Below are 21,929 nucleotides of genomic sequence, written 5' to 3'. Positions count from 1 at the left end.
CAATGGCCGGGGTCAAGAAACAGCTCCAACAACAAGAAAATCCATCTGCAATCCCTCGCACTGTGTAATCAGGCGAGGGACTTTGCGGACCTTTTCAGGGGAAGGGAGTAGAGCTTATCCGGTCGTTACGTGGGAAGTTTCGACAACTTTCGTCTTCTCCCGCCCCAGCACCAGGCTGCACAGCGCCGGCAAGAACAACAGCGTCAACACCGTGCCCACCAGCACCCCGCCAATCAGCACATAGGCCAGGGACGACCAGAACACCGACAACGTCAGCGGAATAAACGCCAGTGCCGCCGCCAACGCGGTCAGGATCACCGGCCGTGCGCGTCGCACCGTGGCTTCAATAATCGCCTCGCGAATCGGCATGCCGTGGTCCTGGTTCTGGCGAATCTGGTCGGTAAAGATCAGCGTGTTGCGCATCAGAATCCCGCCAATCCCGATCAAACCCAGAATCGCGTTGAAGCCGAACGGCTGGTTGAACAGCAGCAAGGTCGGCACCGCGCCAATCAAACCCAGTGGTGCAGTGGCGAAGACCATGAACATCACACCGAACGAGCGCACCTGGAACATGATCACCGTGAGGGTCAGCAGGATCATGATCGGGAACAGCGCGGCCAGGGCGACGTTGGCCTTGGCGCTTTCTTCCACCGGGCCGCCGATGTCGATCTGGTACCCGGTGGGCAGCTTGGCGATCAGCGGCTGCAGGTCTTTGTACACGGCCATTTCCACGTCGGGCGGTTGCACGCCGTCGATGATGTCGGCGCGCACTTCGACGGTGGTCGCGCGGTTGCGGCGCTTGAGGATCGGTTCCTCCATCACCGCCTGGAAATGCCCGACCTGGGCCAGCGGCACCGAGGTGCCGGCGCTGTTGGTGAGGGTCATGTTGTTGAGGTTGCCGAGGTCCTCGCGTTGGTTGCCCTGGGCGCGCGCGACCACCGACACAGTGCGGTTGCCTTCACGCACTTCGGTGATCGGGTTGCCGCTGAGCAAGGCGTTGAGCTGGGATTTGACCTCGTTGGGGGTGAAGCCCAGCAGGCGCAGACGGTCTTGATCCAGTACCAGGCGATAACCGCTGGTGCGTTCGCCCCAATCAAGGAAGGCGTCCTTGGTCAGTGTGTTGGCGGCGACGACCTTGCGCACGTCCTCGGACAGACCGCGAACGACGTCCACATTCGGGCCGGAAACTCGGAACACTACCGGGAACGGCACGGGCGGGCCGAACAGCAGTTGCGTCACGCGCACCCGTGCCGAGGGAAACTCACCGGCGGCGATGCGTTCACGCATGCGCACTTTCAGCGCGTCGCGGGCATGGGAGTCCGGGGTCTGGACGATCAGTTTGGCGAACGCCGGGTCCGGCATTTCGGGGTTCAGCGACAGGAAAAAGCGCGGTGCACCGCCGCCCACATAGGTGTCGACCAGGGTCGTTTGCGGCTCTTGCAGCAGTGCTTTTTCCAGCTGCGCGGCTACCGCCTCGGTGCTTTTGAAGGCGCTGCCCGGCGGCATATACACCTCAAGAATCAGCTCGGAACGGTCGGAGTTGGGGAAGAACTGCTTCTTCACCACGCCCATGCCCGCCACGCACAGCACAAATGCGCCGACGACCAACCCGGTCACCAGCCAGCGCCGCTGCACGCAGGCTTGCACCAAACTGCGCAGTTTCTGGTAATAGCGCCCGGCGTAAATCGCATCATGGCCGCCGGGCACCGGCTTGATCTGTGGCAGCAGTTTCACGCCCAGGTACGGCGTGAATACCACCGCCACCAACCACGAAGCAATCAGCGCAAACCCGACGATCCAGAAAATATTGCCGGCGTATTCCCCCGCACCGGAACGCGCGAAGCCTACCGGCAGGAAGCCAATAATGGTCACTAAGGTGCCGGTCAACATTGGCGCTGCCGTGGAGCTCCAGGCAAAGGTCGCCGCGTGAATCCGGTCGAAGCCTTCCTCAAGCTTCACCACCATCATTTCGATGGCGATGATGGCGTCATCCACCAGCAGCCCCAGGGAAATGATCAGCGCGCCCAGGGTAATGCGGTCGAATTCACGCCCGGTGAGCAGCATGATCACAAACACCACCGACAAGGTCAGCGGCACCGCCGCCGCCACCACCAGCCCGACGCGAAAGCCCAGGGCCAACAGGCTGATCACCATCACCACCGCCAGGGCGACGAAGAATTTCAGCATGAACTCGTTCACCGCCAGGCTGATGTTTTTCGCCTGGTCGGAGACCTTGGCGAAATTCACGCCCAGCGGCAGGTCGGCCTGGATCTTCGCTTCCTGGGCCTTGAGGCTCTTGTCCAAATCGAGGCCGTTCCAGTGTTTCTCCATGATCACGCCGAGCATCAACGCCGGGTCGCCCTGATGGCGGATACGGTAGCTGGGTGGGTCTTCATAGCCTCGGCTGACGCTGGCCACATCGGCGATGCGCAATAGACGGCCGTTGACTTGCAGGGGCACGTTTTCAATCAGCGCCAGGCTGTCGAACGCGCCGTCGATGCGAATGTAGGCGCGGGCGCCGGCCGTCTCGACAAACCCCGACGGCGCCACGGCGTTCTGCGCGGCGAGGGCGGCAAAGATCTGGTCCGGCTTGATACCCAGCGTTGCCAGGCGCTCATAGGAAAACTCGACAAAGATCCGCTGCGCCTGCTCGCCGAGGATATTGACCTTCTTCACCCCCGGCAGGTTGAGGAAACCCTGGCGCAGGTCTTCGGCCATCTGCACCTGTTGGCGGTGGGGCAGGTGCTCGGCTTCCAAGGCGTACAACGCAAAGTACACATCGGAATACTCATCGTTGAAGAAGGGGCCGATCACGCCGCTGGGCAACCTGGCGGCTTCATCGCTGAGTTTCTTGCGGGTCTGGTAGAACAGCTCCTGGACCTCGCTGGGGCGCGTGGACTCCTTGTAGGTCATGCGCATCGACACGAAGCCCGGCTGGGCGATGGTCTCCACGCGGTCGTAGTAGTCCAGCTCCTGCAGGCGTTTTTCCAGGCGGTCGGCCACCTGCTCCTGCATTTCCTGGGCGGTCGCGCCCGGCCAGGCGGCGGTGATGGTCATCACCTTGACCGTGAATAACGGGTCTTCGGCGCGCCCCAGCTTGCCGAACGAGAAGACCCCGGCGGCGAGGATCGCAATGATCAGGAACAACGTGACCGCGCGATGCTTGACCGCCAGTTCCGAGAGGTTGATACCGCGCATGCTCAGTTTTCCTGTTTGCGGTTGAGGGCCAGCACTTGGGCGGGCAAGAGACGCACGGCGTCACCGCTGTGCAGCAGGTGCGCGCCGAGGGCAACGATGACCTGGCCGGGCGTAACGCCGCTGTCGAGCAGGGCCTCTTCCTGGCCGAGGCTGGCGACGTTCACCGGGGCGAAGCTGACCTTGTCGTCTGCGCCGATCAGCCAGACGCCGGTGCCTTGTCCTGAGTCCTGCAGTGCGCCGATGGGCACGCGGGTTTGCGGCGCCTGGCCGTTGCCTTGCAGGCGCACGGTGATGGTGGAGCCGAGGGCGAACCGGTCGACGGCGCCGTGCAATACGTAGCGGGCGCGGTAGGTGCGGGTGGTCGGGTCGGCGCTGGCGGACAGTTCGCGCAGGGTGGCGATCACCGCCTGGTCCGGGGCGCCGAAGGGGAAGGCCAAGGCTTTTTGTGCGGCCTGGTCGCGCTGGTTTTCCGGCAGGTTGACGATGGCTTCGCGGGCGCCGTCATGGGCCAGGCGCGCAACGATCTGCCCTTCGGCGACCACCTGGCCACGGTCCGCCCGCACGTCGGTGATGATGCCGTCGCCGTCGGCCTTGAGGACGGAATAGGTGCGGCGGTTTTCGATCTGGCTGGCGTCGGATTGTGCGGCGGCGAGTTCGGCTTCGGCGACGCGCAGGTTGGTCGCCGATTGGTCGAAGATCTGCCGTGACACCGCGCCGGTACTGGCCAGGCGTTGGTAACGGTTTTCGTCGTCGCGGCGCTGGCGCAGTTGCGCCTGGGCGGCGTTGACGCGGTTCTTCGCCGAGCGCAGGGCCAGTTCGAAGTCGCCGATGTCCAGCACCAGCAGGGTGTCGCCACGGGAGACGTGCTGGCCGGGGTCGACTTTACGCTCGATGACCTTGCCGCTGACCCGGAAGCCCAGGTCGCTTTCGGTGCGCGCCGCTACCACGCCGGTGTAGGCGCTTTGCTGGGTGCCGGCGGCTTCGACTTTGGCGGCGAGGACCGGGCGTGGCTGGGGCACTTCAGCGGCGGTGTCGGCCTTGCTGTTGCAGCCATTGAGGACGATCAACAGCGCCAGGGGCGTGAGAAGACGCAAGGGGAGAGGGTGCATGGCGGGCTCCGGGGTGACCAGGGGGTAAAAAATTATGGACATAATTTTTTACGCATATTATGGTCGAAATATAAATTAATCCAGCCCCCGGATGCCCTCCATGACGAACGCCCCGGTCCCATCACGAAGCCTTTTGTTTCTACTGGTGGCCCTGACGGCGCTGGGAGAGGTTTCGACCCAATTGATCATTCCCGGTCTTGGCGCCATTGAGCAGGCGTTGGCCGCTCCCGCCGGTTCCGCGCTGATGGCGCTGTCGGCGTTTGTGGCAGCCTTTGGCCTCGGTCAATTGCTGTTCGGGCCGCTGTCGGACCGTATCGGCCGGCGCCCGGTGCTTATTGGCGGCCTTGCGCTGTATGTGCTGGCGACCTTGTCGATGCTGCTGGTCGACGACATGTATCAATTCATCGCCGCCCGCGTGCTGCAAGGCCTCGGCGCCTGCGCCGCGCTGGTACTGGCGCGCACGGTGGTGCGCGATGTGTGGAAGACCGAAGCGGGGCCGGCCCTGGCGTTGACCATGATCGGCATGCTCTACGCCATTGTGGTGGCGCCGATGGTCGGTGGGCTGCTGATCAAACTGTTCGGCTGGCACGCGCCGATCATCCTGGCGTTGACGATTGGCAGCGTGGTGTTGCTGCTGGCCGTGCTGTTCTTTCGCGAGAGCAACCACGCCCTCGACCCCAAGGCCGGCCACTGGCGCACCCTGGGCGGGCAATACCTGGATCTGCTCAAGGGTCGCCAGTACCGTGCGTTCGCCGTGGCCCTGGCGTGCACCTATGGCGCCATGTTTGCGGTGATCGCCGGTTCATCGACGGTGTTTATCAACTTACTGGGTTTCAGCAGCCTGGAGTACGGCATCAATTTCGGCCTGATCGTGTCGATGCTGATCGTCGGCTCCACCTACACCCGACGCAACATCATGCGCCTGGGGCCGCAGCGGATCGTGGCGATGGGCGTGGCGCTGGTTGCCTTCGGAGGGGTGTTGGCCGTGGTGATTTATGCCCTGTTCGGCTTGTCGGCAGTCGGCCTGGATATCCCGATTGCACTGGCCACCCTCGGCGGCGGCCTGGTCTTGCCCGGTTCGGTCACCGGCGGCGTGATGCCCAACGCACACCGCGCCGGGTTGGCGGCGGGGCTGATGGGGTTTTCGCAGATGTTCGGCGCCACCTGCAGCGGCGTGCTGTTGAGCCACCTGCGTGATGGCAGTGCCGCGCCGATGATCATCATCCAGGCGTGCTTTGCGGTCACGGCCTTCGTGGCGTTTCACCTGCTGCGCGAGCGGCGCACGGCCCTGGTGCCCAGCGTTTGAGTTGTCACACTTTGTCCAAGTTATTTCGACCTAGATGATTACGATTCTCTTTTGAGTCCAATCCTAAGGTCCACGCCCATGCTTGCTGCTTCTCGCTTCTCACCCCTGGCCCTGCTGGTTGCCGGCAGCCTCAACGCGCATGCCGACGAGCCCTTGGCGCTCAATGACGTCGTGGTGACGGCCTCCGGCTTTGCCCAAAGTGTGGAAGACGCGCCGGCCTCCGTCACGGTGATCGATGGCGAAGCGCTGCGCCGTAAATCCTACCGTGACCTCGGCGACGCAGTGCGCGATGTGGAGGGCGTGACGGTCAATGGCGGCGCGAATGAAACCGACATCTCCATCCGTGGCATGCCGGCTGACTACACGCTGATCATGGTCGACGGCAAACGCCAGAGCGCACGGGAGTCGCGGGTCAATGGCAACAGCGGCTACGAGCAAAGCTTCGTGCCGCCGGCCGCAGCCATCGAGCGTATCGAAGTGGTGCGCGGGCCGATGTCTTCGCTGTATGGCTCGGATGCGATCGGCGGGGTGATCAACGTGATCACACGCAAAGTCTCGCCGACCTGGGGCGGTTCGGTGGGTTACGACTATTCCGCACGCCAGCACAGCGACCAGGGCAATGCGCGCCAGACTCAGTTCTACCTCAGCGGCCCACTCAAGGAAGACTTCCTCGGCCTGCAGGTGTGGGGCCGTTACCTGGACCGCCAGGCCGACGACGATATCGAGCAGACCAATGGCTTCAGCAAGGCCGACCACCGTGACCTCACCGCACGCCTGGCCTTCACGCCGACCCTCGACCACGACATCCTGCTGGAAGCGGGCGCCACGCGCCTGAAGAACGGCGACGGCATGAGCGCCAACTGGGCCACCCGCGAGCAGGAAAACAACCGCGATCACTGGTCGCTGTCCCATCAGGGCCGTTGGGGCTGGGCCACCTCGGACGTCGCGTTGTCCCAGGAAACCTCCTCCCGCGAAGGCAAGGCCACCCCGGCGCAAACCGATATCTACGGGCGCAAACCCGAGATCAAGAACACCGTGTTCGATGCCAAGCTGGTGGTGCCCACTGCGCATAACGTCAGCACCGTCGGCCTGCAATGGAATGAAAGCGAGTTGACCGACTGGAACCAGGGCCTGGGCGACCGCGTCGACTATAAATTCTCGGTGGTGCAAAAAGCCCTGTTTGCCGAGAACGAATGGTCGATGACCGACAGCTTTGCCCTCACCACCGGCCTGCGGTTGGACGAGCACGAAGAGTACGGCGCCCACCTCAGCCCACGGGTCTACGGCGTCTGGCGCGCCACCGAACAGTGGACGCTCAAAGGCGGCATCGCCCGTGGTTTCAAGGCCCCGGAACTGCGTGCGGTGGTCGAGGACTACGCTTACCTGCGCCGCAACCGCTTCGTGATGTTCGGCAACCCCGACCTCAAGCCCGAGACCAGCACCAACTATGAAGTCTCGGCGTTGTGGAGCAACCGCGACAACCTGTCGGCCGGCGTCACGCTGTTCTACAACGACTTCCAGGACAAGCTCTCCACCGTCACCACCGACCGCCGCTGGAACACCTACACCATCATGGAGCGGGTCAACGTCGACAAAGCGATCATTCAGGGCGTGGAACTGAACGGCCAATGGGACATCAGCCCCAGCGTGTTGCTCAAGGCCAATTACACCTACACCGATTCGGAGCAGAAAAGCGGCGCCAACAAGGGCGCACCCCTGGCCCTCACGCCAGAGCAAAAGGCCAATGTGCGCAGCGAATGGACGATCAACGACCGCACCCAGGCCTGGGTTTCGCTGAGTTACTACGGTGAAGAAACCGGTAATACGATTACCGACGAACCGGCGCCGGGCTACACCACCGCCGACCTCGGAGGCTCCTTCGACTTGAACGATTCGCTGACCCTCAACGCCTCCCTCAACAACCTCACCGACAAGCGCCTGGACGATGAAACCTACGGCACGGTGAACTACGGCCGCACCCTGTGGATGGGCGCCACGCTCAACTTCTAAAGCGCCGCCGGCAATCGCACCACCGCGCACAGGCCGGCCGGTGGGCGATTCTCCAACACCAGTTCGCCGCCATGGGCCTGGATGCACGAGCGTGCAATCGCCAGGCCCAGCCCCACGCCGCCGTCGCTGACGCCACGCTGCACAAAGGGTTCGAACACCTTGGTGAGCCAGTCCTCGGGCAAGCCGTGGCCGTGGTCGAGAATCTCGATGCACAGCCAGCCGTTATCCTGGCGTGCCAGGCTCAACCGGGCATCACCGGCATGGTGCAGGGCGTTGTCGATCAGGTTGGTGAGGGCGCGTTTGAGCGCCAGGGGGCGACAGGTCAGCATCAGCGGCGGTGCGCCCGTCCAGTCAACGGGCTGTTGCAGGCGTTGGTAACGCTTGGCCAAGTCGTCCAGCAGCGCGGTGAGTGACAGCGTGGTGGTGGGTTCTTGCACCGCATCGTCACGCACGAAATTCAAGGTTTCGCGCACCATCGCACTCAACTCGCTGAGGCTTTCGAGCATGTCATCACGGGCCTCGCCGGGTTCGAGCAGTTCCACCTGCAGGCGCAGTTCGGTGAGCGGCGTGTTCAGGTCATGGCTGACCGCTGCGAGCATCCGCGTGCGGCCTTCGACATGCCGGGCGAGGTTGGCCTGCATGGTGTTGAAGGCGGCGGTAAGGTCGCGGGCTTCCTGGGGGCCTTGTTCGGGCAGCGGCGCGATCCATTCCCCACGGCTGACGCGCGCGGTGGCCTGGGCCAGGGTCCGCACCGGGCGCACCACGCGGGCGATGAAAAACATCACGATCAACAGCACCGGCAGGGTCGTCACCGGCAGGCTGTAGGCCAATACCCGGCCCCATTCGTAGGCACCGGCGGGATATTGCACGGCGTTCAAGTAGCTGCCGTTGGGCAACGGGACGCTGGTGCGCAGGCGTAAGGGGGCCCAGCCGGCGGGGCTGAACACGTGGGTGCGCGCGTCGGCGCCGCTGACTCTTTCCAACTGCATGCCGATGGCTGCGGCGGGGTCCAGCTGCAGTTGGCTGCGCAGCTCGTTGGCCAGTCGCTGTTCTTCCGGGCGCAGCTCAAAGGGCGCGACTTCCGCCGTGTGGGCAATCCAGAAGCGCGTGTCGTCGGTGCCGATGGCGGCTAACAGGTGCTCGGTCTCACTCGGCGTCAGATCGATGGCGGCGTGATGGGCGGTGCTCAAGCGTTCCAGGCTGAAACGGCGGGACAACGGGTGGATCAGGCTGCCGGTGCGCTGCAGGAACAACATCGCGATGGCGTTGGAGGCCAATAGGGCCAGCAGCAACAGCAGGCTTAGCTGACGCGCCATCGTGCGCGGCCACAGCCGACTCAGGGCGTGCATTCATTGACCTCGGCGGCCAGCAGGTAACCACCGCCCCAGATGGTGCGCAGCAGCTCCTGCGCTGCATCGCCCTGGGCGAGCTTGCGGCGCAGGCGGCTGACCTGGCGATCGATCGCGCGGTCGCTCACGTCGCTGTCGGCGGCGGCGGTGAGGTCGATCAGCCGTTCGCGGGGCAACAGGGTGTTGGGATGGGCGAGAAACACTTGCAGCAGGCGACTCTCGGCGGTGCTGAGCTGGACAGCCGGGCTGCCGTCGCGGCGCAACGTGGCGCCAGTCACGCTGAAATGCCAGCCGCCGAATCGATAAGCGCGTGCGCCACTGCGCGGTGCCGCAGGCCCGGTATTGCGGCTTTGGCGACGCAATACACTGTGGATACGCGCCACCAGTTCGCGAGGCTCGAAGGGCTTGGTGACATAGTCGTCGGCCCCCAGGTCCAGGCCGCGCACGCGGTCGGCGGCGGTGTCGCGGGCGGTCAGCAGGATCACCGGGGTATTGCTGCGCCGATGCAGCTGGTTGCACAGCTCAAAGCCATCGCCATCCGGCAACAGTACGTCGAGTACCACCACGTCGAAGGCTTGGGTCTTGAGCAATTGCCACATGCCGGCCGCATCTTCGGCGGTGCGCACATCAAAGGTGTGGCGGCGCAGATAGGTGGCCAACGGCTCGCGAATTTTACGGTGGTCATCCACCACCAGCACGCGAGGCGCGGCAGGCGCAGGGGCAAACGGCATTGCAGCCCTCGGAGGGTTGAGCGGGAGGGGGGGATATTACTACGAGTCATTATCATTAACGCTGTTTTTGTGCTGGCGTCGCACAATACCGTTCTATCAGTGGAACGATCAGGGTTGTTTTCATCGTCTAGCGCCGAATTGATATTGGTTTTAAGGTGTATGCACTTTGGAGGACTACCATGAAAAAACTCATCGGCATCTACACCAGCCCCCGCGCTCATTGGGTCGGCGACGGCTTCCCGGTGCGCACGCTGTTTTCCTACGACACCCTGGGCAAGCACATCAGCCCATTCCTGTTGCTGGACCACGCCGGTCCGGTCGATTTCACCCCGACCGCACAACGTCGCGGCGTCGGCCAACACCCCCATCGCGGCTTTGAAACCGTGACCATCGTCTACGACGGCGAAGTCGAGCATCGTGATTCCACTGGCGCCGGCGGCAAAATCGGCCCGGGCGACGTGCAATGGATGACCGCCGCCAAAGGCATCCTCCACGAGGAGTTCCATTCCGAAGCCTTCGCCCGCAGCGGCGGGGTGATGGAAATGGTGCAACTGTGGGTCAACCTGCCGGCCAAGGACAAAATGGCCGACGCCGGTTACCAGACCCTCGTCGATGGCGACATCCCGGTGCTGCCACTGGCCAACGACGCCGGGCAACTGCGCCTGATTGCCGGTGAATTCGCCGGCACCCAAGGCCCGGCGCGTACGTTTACGCCGATTGACGTGTGGGACCTGCGCCTCAAGGCCGGCAAGGCGGTCACCCTGGACCTGCACGCAGGGCGCAACACCGCCCTGGTGATCCTGCGCGGCACGGTGTTGGTCAATGGCGAGGAAGTCGCGCGCCAAGGGCAATTGGCGTTGTTCGAACGCGACGGCAGCCAGCTCAGCCTGGCGTCCAACGACGACGCCAAGGTGTTGTTGCTCAGCGGCGAGCCGATCGACGAGCCTATCGTCGGGCATGGGCCTTTTGTGATGAATACCGAGCAGGAGATTCATCAGGCGTTTGCTGACTTTCAGTCGGGGCGGTTTGGGCAGATGTAAGCACACCCGCTATACCCTGGAGCGGCATTTCATGCGATCTTCCCGTCATTCGCCCTGGAGTCGCCTGGATGCCCTCACTTATCGCTGATCACCCGATGCTGTGCGCCTTGGCGCTGATCTTTATCGACATCGCCGTGTGGCGCCTTATTTCCGCCAACCTCGCCAACTGGAAGCTGGCAGCGCGGTTGGTGATCTTTGCCGTGTTCAGTGCCGTGCTGTTCAACGACGGCATGAACCCCATGCAGCTCGCGCCCTATGCGGACAACACCGCCTTGCACCTGGCCGCCACCGCCTTGCAGATCGGCTGGTGGCTGTTCGCGGCGCGCACGCTGACGGTGTTGCTCGGGGCGGTGATGATGCAGCGGGTCGGGCACACCGGGCGGTTGTTGCAGGACTTGATGGGGGCGGTGATCTTCCTGATTGCGATCATTGCCGCCATGGCCTATGTGCTCGATTTGCCGGTCAAAGGCGTGCTCGCCACTTCCGGCGCGGTGGCGATCATCGTCGGCCTGGCGTTGCAAAGCACCTTGAGCGACGTGTTTTCCGGGATCGTGCTCAACACCACCAAGCCGTATCAGCTGGATGACTGGATCTCCATCGACGGCACCGAAGGTCGGGTGACGGACATCGACTGGCGCGCCACGCGGCTGCAAACCTCCCAGGGCAGCATGGCGGTGATCCCCAACTCCCTGGCGGCCAAGGCCAAAATCATCAATTTCTCGCGCCCGGCAGATATGTTCGGCCTGGCGGTCAGCCTGCAGGTCAGCCCCCATGCGCGTCCGCAAACGGTGATCGAGGCCTTGGAGCGGGCGATGCAAGGGTGCCGACCGCTGCTGGCCCAGCCGGCACCGAGCGTGGCGTTCAAGACCTCGGCCAGCGGCGGTGTCGAGTATGAAATCAGCGGGTTCGTGCCAGCCATGGCCCTCAAGCGCGAGGTGCGCAACCAGCTGTACGACCTGGCCTTCCGTCACCTCCAGGCGGCGGGCGTCGGCGTGTTGTCGGCGACCGAAAGCAGTGCGCCGCCGAGCCTGTCAGCGGCGCGCGCATTGCTCGAGCGCTCGTCGATTTTCTCCACCCTGCGCCAGGAAGAAAAAGACACCTTCAGCCAGAACATGACCCTACACACCTACCGCAGCGGCGAAATGATCCTGCCGGCAGGGGAGGTGAGCGACCATTTGTTCATCGTCGAATCCGGCGTGGTCTCGGTGATGCTGACCAAGGCCGGGCACAAGTTCGAAGCCGGGCGCATGGGACCGGGCGAGGTGATCGGCGAGGCGGGGATTCTGTCGGACCAGGCGGCGCTGGCGGATTTCACCGCCAAGACGTCCTGCACCTTGTACCGCATCGAGAAGGAATACTTGAAACCGTGCCTGGACGCGCGCCACGACATCAGCGAAGCGATGAAGGCGTTGCTGGATTTCCGCCTGCACACCGCACAGACCTTGACCCAGGAAACGCCGGTGGTACCGGTCAAGAAAGGCTTCCTGCACTGGTTGCGCAAGCGCGGGTTGTAGCCGATCAAGGCGCCATGGCGATGCGATAGCGCTGGTCGAAATCGTCCGCCAACTGCGCCAGCGTCACATCCCCCAGGCGCGCCAGCAACAACGACTGGGCCTGGTCGAAGGCGTCCGTCAGCGCGGCGTTGACCGCCTGTTCCACCAGGCACTCGGGGTGGTCGGTAGACAGGCCGATGGCGAATAGCGACGGCGTGCCCAGGGCGTTGTGAATATCCAGCAAGGTGATTTCACTCAAGGGTTTGCCCAGGCTCCAGCCGCCCTGGTGGCCTTTTTCCGAGCGTACATAGCCCTTTTCCTTGAGCAGCCCGAGCGTGCGCCGCACCACCACCGGGTTGGTGCCGAGCATCTGGGCAATGGTCTCCGAGGTCGCGCGCGCTTCATGGCGGCCCATATGGATCAGCACATGGAGCATGCGCGAAAGCCGGGTGTCGTTTCTCATCAATAAACCTCAGGTTGAATCCTGCCCAAGTATCGTTCGTAACCTGAAAAGTTGCGAGACGCTTGACGGCGTATTTTTACGTAACTTATGGTGTGTCGTGAAAGCGTTCGGACAACCGGATGCACCCAACACGGGGTCACCTTCATGATGTACGACGTCATTATCGTGGGCGGCAGCTATGCCGGCCTGTCAGCGGGCCTGCAGTTGGCGAGGGCGCGGCGCCAGGTGCTGGTGATTGATGCGGGGCAACGGCGCAACCGGTTTACGGCCACTTCCCACGGCTTCCTCGGCCAGGATGGCCAGGCGCCGGAGGCCATCGCCGCAGAGGGGCGCAGCCAGTTGATGGAGTACCCGACCGTCACCTGGGTACAGGGCCGCGTGATTGAGGCGACTGAGCAGGCGCCAGGTTTCGGCGTTCGCACCGAATACAACGGCACGTTTCACGGCAAACGCCTGATCCTCGCCACCGGCGTGGTGGACGAGTTACCCGCCATCGAAGGCCTCGAACAGCGTTGGGGCAAGCACGTATTCCATTGCCCTTACTGCCACGGTTATGAGCTGGACAAAGGCCGCATCGGCGTATTGGCAACCTCACCCCTGGCCATGCACCACGCGTTGATGCTGCCTGACTGGGGCACCACCACCTTGTTCTCCAACGGCGTGTTCACCCCGGATGCCGAGCAACAGGCGCAGTTGGATCGACGCGGCGTCGGCGTTGAAAGCGGACCGGTACGGCGCATCGTCGGTGAGCGTGCCGACCTGGAACTGGTCGACGGCCGAGTGTTCAGCCTTGACGGTGTCTTCACGATGTCGCGCACCCGCATCAGCCCTTTGGCCGGGCAACTGGGCTGTGAGTTGGCCGACGGCCCAACCGGTCCTTACCTGCACACCAATGATCTGCGCCAGACCTCCGTTGCCGGTGTGTTTACCTGTGGCGATGCCTCCCTTGCCGCCGGTTCCGTGGCGCTGGCCGTGGCAGAGGGTGTGCGCGCCGGGGTGGGCGCGCATTTTTCGCTGATCCAGGGGTGAGGCATACGTTGCCCAGGCACCACGGGGCCTGGGTCTATTTGCTGTCGAGGAAACCCAGCAGCGCGGCATTGAACAGCGCGGGGTCTTGCAGGAACGCAAAGTGGCTGGTGTTCGGCAGGATCAACAGCCCGGCACCGGGGATGGTCGCGGCCATGTACTCGGTGTGTTCACGCTTGATCGCTTCGTCATGGTCGCCGTCGGCAATCAGGATAGGCGTCTTGATGCTCTGCAATTGCGCGTCGGTCCAGTTCGGTTGGCTGGCCCACATATGGCTGATCTGCTCGACAAACGCGTCGTACTCTCCAGGCGTCGGTGACAGCTTGGCGTACTCCTTGCCGGCGCGTTCGATAAAGGCGGCGAAGGTCGGGTTTTTCGCGACGCCGTCCTTCACTCCCGCGGTCTGGGTGTTGGCGGCGAAGGCGAAGACTTTGCCGATACGGTCTGGGTGACGCAGGGCCAGGTCAATGCCGATGATCGCGCCGTCGCTCCAGCCGACGATGTCGGCGCGCGGGATGTTCAGGCTGTCGAGCACGGCCACCACGTCATCGGCCATCAGGTCATAACCGTAGGGTCTGTCATCCCGTGAACTGCGCCCGTGGCCGCGGCTGTCGATGCTGATCACGGTGTGCTTGGTGGCCAACGCCTTGACCTGGTGACCCCAGTAATCGGCGTTGGACAAGCCGCCATGCAGCAGCACCACCGGCGAGCCATGACCCGTGCGGGTGTAGTAGACCTTGATACCGTTGACGGCGGCGTAACCGGTCAATGCAGTTATATCAATGCAATAAAGCCGTCTAAGCCAGGCAGGGGCATTTTCTTCAATACCACCATGGCATTGCCCTCTACCGTGGTTCCTTCGTCACTTGTCCGAATAAAAAGGAACTGCAATGAGCTTGATCATTTCCATGGCCGCCTTCGCCCTGGCCACCTCCATCACACCGGGTCCGGTCAATGTGGTTGCGCTGAGTTCGGGGGCGCGCTTCGGCTTTATCGCCAGCCAGAAACACGTGTTCGGCGCTGCGGTGGGCTTCACGCTGCTGTTGGTGTTGATCGGCCTGGGCTTGCATGAAGTGCTGGTGCGCTGGCCAATATTGACCCAGTTGATCCAGTGGGGTGGGGTGGCCTTCTTGCTTTACATGGCCTGGAAGCTGGCGGTGGACGACGGCCGCCTGGACGCCGAGGGCACCGCCACGGCGCCGTCGATGCTCTATGGCGCGGTCATGCAATGGCTCAACCCGAAGGCCTGGCTGGCGTGCGTGGCAGGGATGGGCTTGTTTGTGGCGCAGGGCGATGCCGCGCAGGTCTGGCTGTTTGCGGCGATCTACCTGGTGATCTGCTACCTTTCGGTGGCGTGCTGGGCCTACGCGGGAACCTTTTTGCGCCGCTATCTTGGCGACGCTCGTGGCGTGAGGCTGTTCAACCGTTCAATGGCCGGGTTGCTGGTGGCCAGTGTGGGTTATTTATTGCTGGCTTGAGCAGCTCGCGGTATTGCCCCGGCGTGGCGGCGAAATGCTGTTTGAACGTGCGCTGGAAATGCGCCTGGTCGGCGAAGCCTGCGGCCAGGGCCACGTCGGCGATCAGTTCGCCCTGGCGCAGTTGGGTTCGCGCGAACTGGATGCGCCGGTTCACCAGGAAGGCATGCGGGGTCAGCCCGTAATACTGCTTGAACGCGCGGATCAGATAAGACGGCGACAGCTCTGCCGCCAGGCAGATGTCTTCCAGTTTCAGCGCCTCGGTGCAGTGTTCGCGGATGTATTCAGCGGCGCGCTCGAGCTTATGGTTGACCTCACGCACGGGAGCCGGCGACGGGTTCAGGCGCTGCTGTACCTCACTGAAGTAGCTCACCAGCGCGCTCTGTTTGTGCAGGAGCTCGGCGTGCTCATCCAACAGGATTGCGTACAGTTCGATCAAGCCGTTGTACAGCACGCTGTCGCGTGTGTGCGGCGTGGTGAACGGGCGGTAGCCCTGATCAGTGCTGAAGCCCAGCTGATGCTGTAAGTCGGTCAACCAGGGCGTGTCGAGGTAGAGCATGTGATACGACCAGGGCTGGTCGTGGATCGGGTTGCACGCGTGCACATCACCGGGGTTCATCAACACCACGGTGCCGGCACTGATCTCGAACGTCTGCGCACCGTAGTGGTAATAGCTGCGGCCGGTGGTGATAGCACCGATGGAAAAGTGCTCGTGCGCGTGACGGGTATAGGTGACATTGCGCCCGTCGGCGATGGTGCGCGCCTCGATAAAGGGCAGGTTGGGGTCGCGCCAGAAGCGTGGCGAATCCGCAGGGTGAGCAGTGACGTTCAGCGACATGGCAATGGTTCCATCCCGAGCAGGGGCGAGGCGTAATCATTACACAGCCTTGCGTTGAATCACCATGCCGGCGAGTTATGCATGCGGTATCACCCGTTTACCGACATGCTCGTTCCTCGGGTCGTATCGGCCGGCAGTAGGTGGCTGAAACCAGCCACCGGGACAAGAGGTTGCGGCTGGCGGTGGGATCAGAAATCCCAGCGTGTCGCCAGTTGCAAGCTGCGCGGTCATGGGCCAGGTCGGCGGCATCCCAACGGTCGTTCAAGCGCCGGCGCAGCAGGCCGAGCAGCCAACGGTGGTGGGTGCCGTAGAGGTGGGTAAAAGAGGTCGACACAATGGACCGCTGTATCCCACGTCGACTGTCACAGCGGTTTAGACAAAAACACCCGGCTGCTGCCCGCCGGTTCGCAGGGCACTTCACCGAATTTTACCCAGCCATGTTTCTCGTAAAACCCCGGGGCCTGGAAGCTGAGGGTATAGAGCACCGCATGGCGACAGCCACGGCGGCGGGCTTCGTTTTCGAAGGCTTGCAGCAACTCGCTGCCCAAGCCCGAACCACGCAGGTGTTCGGGCAGGTGGAAGAGGTCGAGGAAGGCCATGCCCAGCGTGGTTTTACCCGTGATGCCGCCGACGATCTGTGCCGTGATGGGGTCTTTGATCAGCACCGTCAGCGGCTGGCGATCGTTGAAACCGGTGATGGCCTCGTTGAAGGCCGCGAGGCTGCTGCCGAGGAGGTGCTCGGCTTCGGTGTTGGGTTGGTCGCTGATTTCTATCCGGTGTGGCGTCATCATAGGGCTTCTCGATGGGTACCTTTTGGGCAGAAGGGGGCGGATAAGTACCGCCCCCCATCGCCGGTTGCCTTAAGCGCGCTGCCATCCTCCCCTATCATCGGCCCTGATCTCGAAATCTATCGCCTCGCGGTAAGGATCGCCAAGCGGCATAGGCCGGCCGTTGCCAGAGGCCTGGGTGGGTTGCCAGGTTTGCGTGTTCGGATCGAATACTTCTGCATCCTCCCCGGCCGTCTGGTCGAGCGGGTTGTGCCGTGGTTGGTCGTTATCTATCCGGTCTGGGTTGAAGGCCGAGGGAATCGGAGCGTAGGGCGAGAAACCGTTGATTGAAGACATGAATGCACCTCTTTGATAGGCAATTGAAAGCCCGCCAGACGCTGGTTTGGCGGAGTGCTTCGCAGGCTACCGAGGCCTTCAGAGGCATTCAACGAGGTGTTTTGGGGTGGATGTAACGGGTTAAAACCGGCTCTGAGCACATTCATAACATCAGCTGCATGGCTGTCAGGCGAGGTCTGTGTTCGCTCGCGATGTTTCAGGTTTTACGTCAGAAAAGGCGACGCCGATCCGATTTTTGCTTATCGGCAGACAGCAGCCGGCTGAACCGGCTGCCCACCGTTAGATGTCTAGACACATAAATCAGGCCACAACGGTGACCGTCTAAAGCGCCATCACCATTTCATGCCACGCCATCCCGCCGTGATCGGAAGGCGAAGGTCGGGTGTATTGATAGCCCATGCGCTCGTACAGGGACACATGCTGTTCCTTGCACATCAAGTGAATCGTCTGCTTGCCCAGCGCCCGCATGCGGGCCACAAACTCAGTCATCAATACCTTGGAATACCCTTTGCCCTGATGCGCCGGATCGACCACCACCGACATGATCACCACATTCGGCGCCTCGGCCGAATGGCCCACCAACTCCTTGAACGCCTCGTCCGACATCACCACGTCATGGGCACAGCCGCAGTTGATGAACCCCACTACCTCACCGTCGGCCTCCAGGATCAAAAAACCTTGCGGGTATTGCGCAATCCGCGTGGCGATCTTTTCCAGGGTCGCGGCTTCATCGCCTTCGTAGGCAGTGATCTCGATTTCAAAGCAACGGGCGGCGTCGGCGGGGAGGGCGTTGCGGAAGCTGAGGGCGGGCATGGTATTTCCTGAGGCATTAAGCGAAGGCCACATCATAAAGAAACATCACTTGCCTGGCACTGAAACGCTATCTTCGGTGGGCGCTGTCGAGTCGTCGCACCGTCCCGTTGGACTGCTCAGCAGTCCCATTTTTGGGGCTGCTTCGCGGCCCAACGGGAGCAAGCTCCCTCGCCACAGGTAAAGTGTTCGCCCTTAACTGACTCGCATTAGGTCAATCCCGCTCCCACAAGGTTTCACGCCATGCCCAGCATTCGCATCATGACCCCGACCGACTACGACGCCGTTCTCCACCTCATGCAACATACCCCCGGCATCTCCCTGCGCGACGCCGACTCCCGTGACGCCACCGAGCGTTATCTTGCGCGCAACCCTGGCTTGAGTTTTGTCGCTGAAGCCGAAGGCCGGTTGATCGCTTGCGTAATGTGCGGCCACGACGGGCGTCGTGGTTACCTGCAGCATTTGCTGGTACTGCCAGACTGTCGTCGCCAGGGTATTGCGCAGGCGCTAACGCAACGCTGCCTCGACGCACTGGCGTCGTTGGGCATCCACAAATGCCACCTCGACGTGTTCAAGACCAACACCCACGCCGCCCGCTATTGGCAAGGCCAGGGTTGGAACCTGCGCACCGATATCGACCGCTATTCCTTCACCCGGCCCGGTGACGAAAACGCCTAGGGCATGCGTTAATAGCACGATGATTTCATGGAAGGAAATTGACATGCTGGAGATCAAACGGGCCACCTCGCAGGATGCCCAAATAGCGTTCGACATCCGCTTGCGGGCCATCCGCAGCCAATGCATTGGCGCCTATACGCACGAGCAAATGATGATGTGGACGCGGGGTAAAGCCGAAGACGGCTACAGCACACTGATGGATAAACTGTTTTACCTGGGCTGGGTGCAGGGACAGCCGGTAGTCACCGGAATGCTTGACCTGGACAACCACGAAGTGGGCGCATTGTTTGTATTGCCTGGGTTTACCGGCTGCGGATATGGCAAGGCGATGCTGGATCATCTTGAGAATGTTGCGCGGGAACTGGCTATTGAAGAGGTGGTGCTGGATGCGACCTTGAACGCAGCGGGTTTCTATCGGGCGTGCGGGTATGTGGGGGATGAGCAGGCGATTTATCACTCGCCATCGGGGTTGGCGTTGGCGTGTATTGCAATGACAAAACCACTGAACAGCAGTGCAGGCAGGATACCTGTATCCCACAAAAGCGCTTGATCTGTGTCTATCGCCCGCGGCCCCAAGTGGCTAGCCTCAAGCCCCGTTAAACAACCACCGAGCCCGACATGGATCTGACTGCCGTCCCCTTTGGCACCACCGACTGGTCCACGGTCGAACCTGTGATTCACCCAGGTGTCACCGGCAACGCGCTGTGGCGCACCTGCCACTTCGGCACTACCCGCGTGCGCATGGTCGAATACACCCCAGGCTACCTGGCGGATCATTGGTGCTGGCGAGGGCATGTGCTGTTGTGCCTGGAAGGCCAATTGCACACGGAACTGGAAGATGGCCGCCAGTTCATCCTGACGGCCGGAATGAGTTACCAGGTGGGCGATGACATGGAAGGCCATCGTTCATCGACGAGCGTTGGGGCGAAGCTGTTTATTGTCGATTGAGGTGGCGAGCAGTGCATCAGTGCATCTTGCTGTGGTCCATCCCATCCAGGCCACGCGCCGGCGCGTTCACTTCAATCGCCTGTTTCTCACCCTTGGCGTTTTGCACGGTCAGGGTCAGCGGCACCTGGTCGCCTTCCTTGATCTGGCCGGTCAGGCCCATCAGCATCACGTGGTAACCGTTGGGGTCGAGGGTCACCGCTTTGCCGGCAGGCAGGGCCACCGATTCCACCGGGCCCATGTGCATCACGTCGTCCTTCATGCTCATTTCATGGATCTGCACGTCCTTGGCCACCGGCGAGGTCACGCTCAGCAGCTGGCTGTCGGTGTCGGCGGTGACGGTCATGAATGCACCGCTGGACGGTTGGCCCGGCACGCTGGCGCGCACCCACGCGTCGGTCACTTGCACCTGGGCGCTGGCGTGCGCCGCAAGGCCCAGCAGGGTCATGCCGATAAGGGTGCGTTTGAGGTGTTGAACGGCAGTCATTAGCAGACCTCCATGACGGTGAGCAGGTCTTCTGCGCACTCTTTAGCGGTAAGGGATGCCTGCAGGCCCAGGCGCAGGTTGCCACGCGTATCGAACACGAAACTGGTGGCCGTGTGGGACAGGGTGTAGGTGTCGCCGGCGGGGATCTTTTCATAAAAGATCCCGAACTCCTTGGCGGCCACGGCGATTTCTTCCGGGGTGCCGTACAGCGCTTCGAAGCTGGGGTCGAAGGCCTTGACGTACCTGTCGAGGATCTCTGGCGTGTCGCGCTCCGGGTCCAGGGTGATAAACACCACTTGCATGATTTCGCCGTCGCGGCCCATCAGCTTCTTGGCCTGGGCGGCGCGCGCCAGGGTGGTCGGGCACACGGCCGGGCACTGGGTGAAACCGAAGAACACCACCGGCATCAGGCCTCGGAACGAGCTCAGGGTGACGGTTTCGCCGGCGGTGTTCTTGAGCTTGAAGGTGCGGCCCATGATCTTGTCGCTCAAGTCCTTGCCGTACTTGAAATTCAGCTTGGGGCTGTAGTCACAGCCGCCCAGCAGGCCGCCCAGGCCCAACAGGCCCATACCGGTCAGCACTTTGCGGCGGGTGAATAACGTACTCATCAACGGTGCATCCTGTGAAACGCCTGCATTGCTCTGGATCGACACATCAGGCTTTGAGGGCGCCCAGTCTACCAACCCTGGGAAGCGCACGTAATCTGCGACGTTCTGCCACAGGGGCATGCCGCGCTTCATCCTTTTGCGGCGCTGGTGGTAGAGTCGCCGCCATGAAATTGAGCCACCCCGACCGTTCGCTGATCGCCTGGGCCCTGTACTTCTGCGTGCTGATGAACCTGTTCGCCTGCGGTTTGGGGCATGGGCAGATGACGGGTCAGGCACTCAATGGCATCGGCGGTGCGTTCTGTTCGGTGGACGGCAAGCAGGCGCCACTTTCCGACAAAGGGTTGGGCAGCCCGGCTTCCAGCAACATCTCGAACTACTTTGCCTGCCCGGTGTGCAACGCCGTGACCGTTGCGCTGGTGTTCCTGATCGGCCTCGCCTGGCTGCTGGGCCTGGGGCAAACCCCGCGCCCGGCCCATGAACGGCGTAACAAGGCGCCGCCGCGATACCTCTGGCCCTCGGCCAACCCCCGCGCATCCCCCGCATTCTGACGTGTGCCTTGGGCCTCCTGAGACCAGGAGGCGTTCTATCGTCACGACTGTGAGTACATTTCATGCACCCCTTATTGCCTGCAGGCGCCAGCCGCCTGGTCAGCAAGGCGTCCCGTCGCCTGCGCGCGGAACCCGCACCGCCGGACTACCCCAGCAATTCGCGTAGCTTCGTGCATCTGGATGCACGCCTGTTGCCGTATTGGCACAGCCTGTTCGACCTCTGCCCGGCGCTGCTAAAACTCGACCCGCCCGAGGGCCTGAACCTGTTCCGCAGTTTCATGACTTGGGCGTATCGCAACCGTCCGCCGTTGGATTGGACCTATCACCTGAACGTCTGTCGCTGGCTGCTGGGCTCGCCGTACCGTGCGCAGATCGACGATGAACCGATCGAGGTATTCATGGCCGCTGCGGCTGCCGGATGGGTCAATGCCGATCAGAGCGAGGCCCATGGCGTGGTGCTGGCCTGGCAGGGCATGCGCGTATTCGATTGGAAAGGCGCCCCGCTCAAGGGCGCCGAACATCAGGTACTGCCAGCGCCGTTATGGGATTTCGCCTGGTGCCCGTTGACAGGCCGAGGCGAATTCAGTGGTTGGTTGCGCGTGCCATGAGAGGCGCTTGATCGACATCAAGGTCGCTCGGCGTGCGGGCCTGCATAGTGGGCTCCCCACGGCGGGCCCTTCTGCGAGGCCAC

General features: G+C 62.7%; 23 protein-coding genes and 1 pseudogene. 11 read left to right on the top strand and 13 right to left on the bottom strand.

Translation table 11 applies throughout. The features are described from left to right. Window positions 1-114 precede the first annotated feature (114 nt). Together ACI512_RS22145 and ACI512_RS22140 are read right to left on the bottom strand one after the other, a co-directional pair. Entirely contained in the window at window positions 115-3,198 is a 3,084-nt protein-coding gene (locus ACI512_RS22145; protein ID WP_405121338.1) for an efflux RND transporter permease subunit, read from the bottom strand. A 2-nt stretch (window positions 3,199-3,200) separates the two neighbouring features. Further along, window positions 3,201-4,307, bottom strand: a complete 1,107-nt coding sequence (locus tag ACI512_RS22140; protein WP_250949418.1) for an efflux RND transporter periplasmic adaptor subunit — start codon at window positions 4,305-4,307, stop codon at window positions 3,201-3,203. 100 nt (window positions 4,308-4,407) lie between these two features. On the opposite strand from ACI512_RS22140, the gene ACI512_RS22135 reads away from it, so the two are divergent. Together ACI512_RS22135 and ACI512_RS22130 are read left to right on the top strand one after the other, a co-directional pair. Beyond that, a complete protein-coding gene (locus ACI512_RS22135) occupies window positions 4,408-5,613 on the top strand; it encodes a multidrug effflux MFS transporter (RefSeq protein ID WP_236381120.1) in 1,206 nt (401 codons plus the stop codon). 78 nt (window positions 5,614-5,691) lie between these two features. Beyond that, window positions 5,692-7,623, top strand: coding sequence for a TonB-dependent receptor domain-containing protein (locus ACI512_RS22130; RefSeq protein ID WP_236381121.1), 1,932 nt, complete (start codon window positions 5,692-5,694; stop codon window positions 7,621-7,623). Here ACI512_RS22130 and ACI512_RS22125 read toward each other — a convergent pair. Next, the gene (locus ACI512_RS22125; protein WP_231808444.1) at window positions 7,620-8,939 is read right to left on the bottom strand and encodes an ATP-binding protein; all 1,320 of its coding nucleotides are present in this window, start codon (window positions 8,937-8,939) and stop codon (window positions 7,620-7,622) included. The genes ACI512_RS22130 and ACI512_RS22125 overlap by 4 nt on opposite strands. Window positions 8,940-8,959: 20 nt before the next feature. Continuing rightward, window positions 8,960-9,703, bottom strand: coding sequence for a response regulator transcription factor (locus tag ACI512_RS22120; RefSeq protein WP_046034696.1), 744 nt, complete (start codon window positions 9,701-9,703; stop codon window positions 8,960-8,962). 179 nt (window positions 9,704-9,882) lie between these two features. Between ACI512_RS22120 and ACI512_RS22115 the strand changes: the two genes are divergently transcribed. Further along, window positions 9,883-10,743 (top strand): pirin family protein, encoded by an 861-nt coding sequence (locus ACI512_RS22115; RefSeq protein ID WP_012724788.1) that lies wholly within the window; start codon window positions 9,883-9,885, stop codon window positions 10,741-10,743. A 68-nt stretch (window positions 10,744-10,811) separates the two neighbouring features. Then, a complete protein-coding gene (locus ACI512_RS22110) occupies window positions 10,812-12,257 on the top strand; it encodes a mechanosensitive ion channel domain-containing protein (RefSeq protein WP_064054474.1) in 1,446 nt (481 codons plus the stop codon). Between the two features lie 4 nt (window positions 12,258-12,261). Here the strand turns inward: ACI512_RS22110 and ACI512_RS22105 are convergent, their stop codons facing one another. Continuing rightward, window positions 12,262-12,699: an Rrf2 family transcriptional regulator gene (locus tag ACI512_RS22105; RefSeq protein ID WP_012724786.1), complete on the bottom strand. Its 438-nt coding sequence runs from the start codon at window positions 12,697-12,699 to the stop codon at window positions 12,262-12,264. A 144-nt stretch (window positions 12,700-12,843) separates the two neighbouring features. Between ACI512_RS22105 and ACI512_RS22100 the strand changes: the two genes are divergently transcribed. Further along, window positions 12,844-13,728, top strand: coding sequence for an NAD(P)/FAD-dependent oxidoreductase (locus tag ACI512_RS22100; RefSeq protein ID WP_236381127.1), 885 nt, complete (start codon window positions 12,844-12,846; stop codon window positions 13,726-13,728). Window positions 13,729-13,762: 34 nt separating this feature from the next. Here ACI512_RS22100 and ACI512_RS22095 read toward each other — a convergent pair. Beyond that, window positions 13,763-14,497, bottom strand: a pseudogene (locus ACI512_RS22095) (alpha/beta fold hydrolase); the annotation flags it as partial. A 118-nt stretch (window positions 14,498-14,615) separates the two neighbouring features. On the opposite strand from ACI512_RS22095, the gene ACI512_RS22090 reads away from it, so the two are divergent. Then, entirely contained in the window at window positions 14,616-15,203 is a 588-nt protein-coding gene (locus ACI512_RS22090) for a LysE family translocator (RefSeq protein ID WP_236381131.1), read from the top strand. Here ACI512_RS22090 and ACI512_RS22085 read toward each other — a convergent pair. From ACI512_RS22085 to ACI512_RS22065, 5 genes are all read right to left on the bottom strand, one after another. Then, window positions 15,145-16,038 carry an AraC family transcriptional regulator gene (locus ACI512_RS22085; protein WP_236381133.1) on the bottom strand — a complete coding sequence of 298 codons (894 nt, stop codon included), beginning with the start codon at window positions 16,036-16,038 and terminating at the stop codon, window positions 15,145-15,147. The genes ACI512_RS22090 and ACI512_RS22085 overlap by 59 nt on opposite strands. A gap of 97 nt (window positions 16,039-16,135) precedes the next feature. Further along, entirely contained in the window at window positions 16,136-16,372 is a 237-nt protein-coding gene (locus ACI512_RS22080) for a sigma factor (RefSeq protein WP_236381135.1), read from the bottom strand. A gap of 28 nt (window positions 16,373-16,400) precedes the next feature. Then, window positions 16,401-16,826, bottom strand: a complete 426-nt coding sequence (locus ACI512_RS22075; protein ID WP_043206276.1) for an N-acetyltransferase — start codon at window positions 16,824-16,826, stop codon at window positions 16,401-16,403. Between the two features lie 72 nt (window positions 16,827-16,898). Further along, the gene (locus tag ACI512_RS22070) at window positions 16,899-17,162 is read right to left on the bottom strand and encodes a hypothetical protein (protein WP_231808427.1); all 264 of its coding nucleotides are present in this window, start codon (window positions 17,160-17,162) and stop codon (window positions 16,899-16,901) included. 321 nt (window positions 17,163-17,483) lie between these two features. Continuing rightward, window positions 17,484-17,975, bottom strand: a complete 492-nt coding sequence (locus ACI512_RS22065; RefSeq protein ID WP_231808428.1) for a GNAT family N-acetyltransferase — start codon at window positions 17,973-17,975, stop codon at window positions 17,484-17,486. A gap of 240 nt (window positions 17,976-18,215) precedes the next feature. Here ACI512_RS22065 and ACI512_RS22060 point away from each other — a divergent pair, with 240 nt between their 5' ends. The 3 genes from ACI512_RS22060 (at window position 18,216) to ACI512_RS22050 (ending at window position 19,598) form a co-directional block, all read left to right on the top strand. Continuing rightward, complete coding sequence (locus ACI512_RS22060) at window positions 18,216-18,650, top strand: GNAT family N-acetyltransferase (RefSeq protein ID WP_236381138.1); 435 nt, start codon at window positions 18,216-18,218, stop codon at window positions 18,648-18,650. 43 nt (window positions 18,651-18,693) lie between these two features. Then, window positions 18,694-19,200: a GNAT family N-acetyltransferase gene (locus tag ACI512_RS22055; protein WP_012724774.1), complete on the top strand. Its 507-nt coding sequence runs from the start codon at window positions 18,694-18,696 to the stop codon at window positions 19,198-19,200. Window positions 19,201-19,268: 68 nt separating this feature from the next. Continuing rightward, a complete protein-coding gene (locus tag ACI512_RS22050; RefSeq protein ID WP_012724773.1) occupies window positions 19,269-19,598 on the top strand; it encodes a DHCW motif cupin fold protein in 330 nt (109 codons plus the stop codon). Window positions 19,599-19,614: 16 nt separating this feature from the next. Here ACI512_RS22050 and ACI512_RS22045 read toward each other — a convergent pair whose 3' ends face one another. Beyond that, window positions 19,615-20,082, bottom strand: a complete 468-nt coding sequence (locus ACI512_RS22045; protein ID WP_236381140.1) for a copper chaperone PCu(A)C — start codon at window positions 20,080-20,082, stop codon at window positions 19,615-19,617. Then, window positions 20,082-20,690 (bottom strand): SCO family protein, encoded by a 609-nt coding sequence (locus tag ACI512_RS22040; protein ID WP_012724771.1) that lies wholly within the window; start codon window positions 20,688-20,690, stop codon window positions 20,082-20,084. The genes ACI512_RS22045 and ACI512_RS22040 overlap by 1 nt, the downstream gene beginning before the upstream one ends. Window positions 20,691-20,854: 164 nt before the next feature. On the opposite strand from ACI512_RS22040, the gene ACI512_RS22035 reads away from it, so the two are divergent. Beyond that, window positions 20,855-21,238: a DUF2946 domain-containing protein gene (locus ACI512_RS22035; RefSeq protein WP_012724770.1), complete on the top strand. Its 384-nt coding sequence runs from the start codon at window positions 20,855-20,857 to the stop codon at window positions 21,236-21,238. 62 nt (window positions 21,239-21,300) lie between these two features. Further along, window positions 21,301-21,846: a putative natural product biosynthesis protein gene (locus tag ACI512_RS22030; protein ID WP_236381142.1), complete on the top strand. Its 546-nt coding sequence runs from the start codon at window positions 21,301-21,303 to the stop codon at window positions 21,844-21,846. The last annotated feature ends 83 nt before the right edge of the window (window positions 21,847-21,929 follow it).

The organism is Pseudomonas petroselini (assembly GCF_045037875.1).
Taxonomy (GTDB): Bacteria; Pseudomonadota; Gammaproteobacteria; order Pseudomonadales; family Pseudomonadaceae; genus Aquipseudomonas; species Aquipseudomonas petroselini.
This window is presented reverse-complemented; position numbering and strand designations above follow the sequence as displayed.

Excerpts from the sequence above, each read along its gene's own strand:
- ACI512_RS22035 (WP_012724770.1), top strand. The coding sequence starts at position 20,855 with ATGAAATTGAGCCACCCCGACCGTTCGCTGATCGCCTGGGCCCTGTAC.
- ACI512_RS22090 (WP_236381131.1), top strand. The coding sequence starts at position 14,616 with ATGAGCTTGATCATTTCCATGGCCGCCTTCGCCCTGGCCACCTCCATC.
- ACI512_RS22130 (WP_236381121.1), top strand. The coding sequence starts at position 5,692 with ATGCTTGCTGCTTCTCGCTTCTCACCCCTGGCCCTGCTGGTTGCCGGC.
- ACI512_RS22045 (WP_236381140.1), bottom strand. The coding sequence starts at position 20,082 with ATGACTGCCGTTCAACACCTCAAACGCACCCTTATCGGCATGACCCTG.
- ACI512_RS22120 (WP_046034696.1), bottom strand. The coding sequence starts at position 9,703 with ATGCCGTTTGCCCCTGCGCCTGCCGCGCCTCGCGTGCTGGTGGTGGAT.
- ACI512_RS22125 (WP_231808444.1), bottom strand. The coding sequence starts at position 8,939 with ATGGCGCGTCAGCTAAGCCTGCTGTTGCTGCTGGCCCTATTGGCCTCC.
- ACI512_RS22100 (WP_236381127.1), top strand. The coding sequence starts at position 12,844 with ATGATGTACGACGTCATTATCGTGGGCGGCAGCTATGCCGGCCTGTCA.
- ACI512_RS22040 (WP_012724771.1), bottom strand. The coding sequence starts at position 20,690 with ATGAGTACGTTATTCACCCGCCGCAAAGTGCTGACCGGTATGGGCCTG.
- ACI512_RS22070 (WP_231808427.1), bottom strand. The coding sequence starts at position 17,162 with ATGTCTTCAATCAACGGTTTCTCGCCCTACGCTCCGATTCCCTCGGCC.
- ACI512_RS22135 (WP_236381120.1), top strand. The coding sequence starts at position 4,408 with ATGACGAACGCCCCGGTCCCATCACGAAGCCTTTTGTTTCTACTGGTG.
- ACI512_RS22085 (WP_236381133.1), bottom strand. The coding sequence starts at position 16,038 with ATGTCGCTGAACGTCACTGCTCACCCTGCGGATTCGCCACGCTTCTGG.
- ACI512_RS22075 (WP_043206276.1), bottom strand. The coding sequence starts at position 16,826 with ATGACGCCACACCGGATAGAAATCAGCGACCAACCCAACACCGAAGCC.
- ACI512_RS22055 (WP_012724774.1), top strand. The coding sequence starts at position 18,694 with ATGCTGGAGATCAAACGGGCCACCTCGCAGGATGCCCAAATAGCGTTC.
- ACI512_RS22115 (WP_012724788.1), top strand. The coding sequence starts at position 9,883 with ATGAAAAAACTCATCGGCATCTACACCAGCCCCCGCGCTCATTGGGTC.
- ACI512_RS22060 (WP_236381138.1), top strand. The coding sequence starts at position 18,216 with ATGCCCAGCATTCGCATCATGACCCCGACCGACTACGACGCCGTTCTC.
- ACI512_RS22145 (WP_405121338.1), bottom strand. The coding sequence starts at position 3,198 with ATGCGCGGTATCAACCTCTCGGAACTGGCGGTCAAGCATCGCGCGGTC.
- ACI512_RS22065 (WP_231808428.1), bottom strand. The coding sequence starts at position 17,975 with ATGCCCGCCCTCAGCTTCCGCAACGCCCTCCCCGCCGACGCCGCCCGT.
- ACI512_RS22105 (WP_012724786.1), bottom strand. The coding sequence starts at position 12,699 with ATGAGAAACGACACCCGGCTTTCGCGCATGCTCCATGTGCTGATCCAT.
- ACI512_RS22050 (WP_012724773.1), top strand. The coding sequence starts at position 19,269 with ATGGATCTGACTGCCGTCCCCTTTGGCACCACCGACTGGTCCACGGTC.
- ACI512_RS22030 (WP_236381142.1), top strand. The coding sequence starts at position 21,301 with ATGCACCCCTTATTGCCTGCAGGCGCCAGCCGCCTGGTCAGCAAGGCG.
- ACI512_RS22140 (WP_250949418.1), bottom strand. The coding sequence starts at position 4,307 with ATGCACCCTCTCCCCTTGCGTCTTCTCACGCCCCTGGCGCTGTTGATC.
- ACI512_RS22110 (WP_064054474.1), top strand. The coding sequence starts at position 10,812 with ATGCCCTCACTTATCGCTGATCACCCGATGCTGTGCGCCTTGGCGCTG.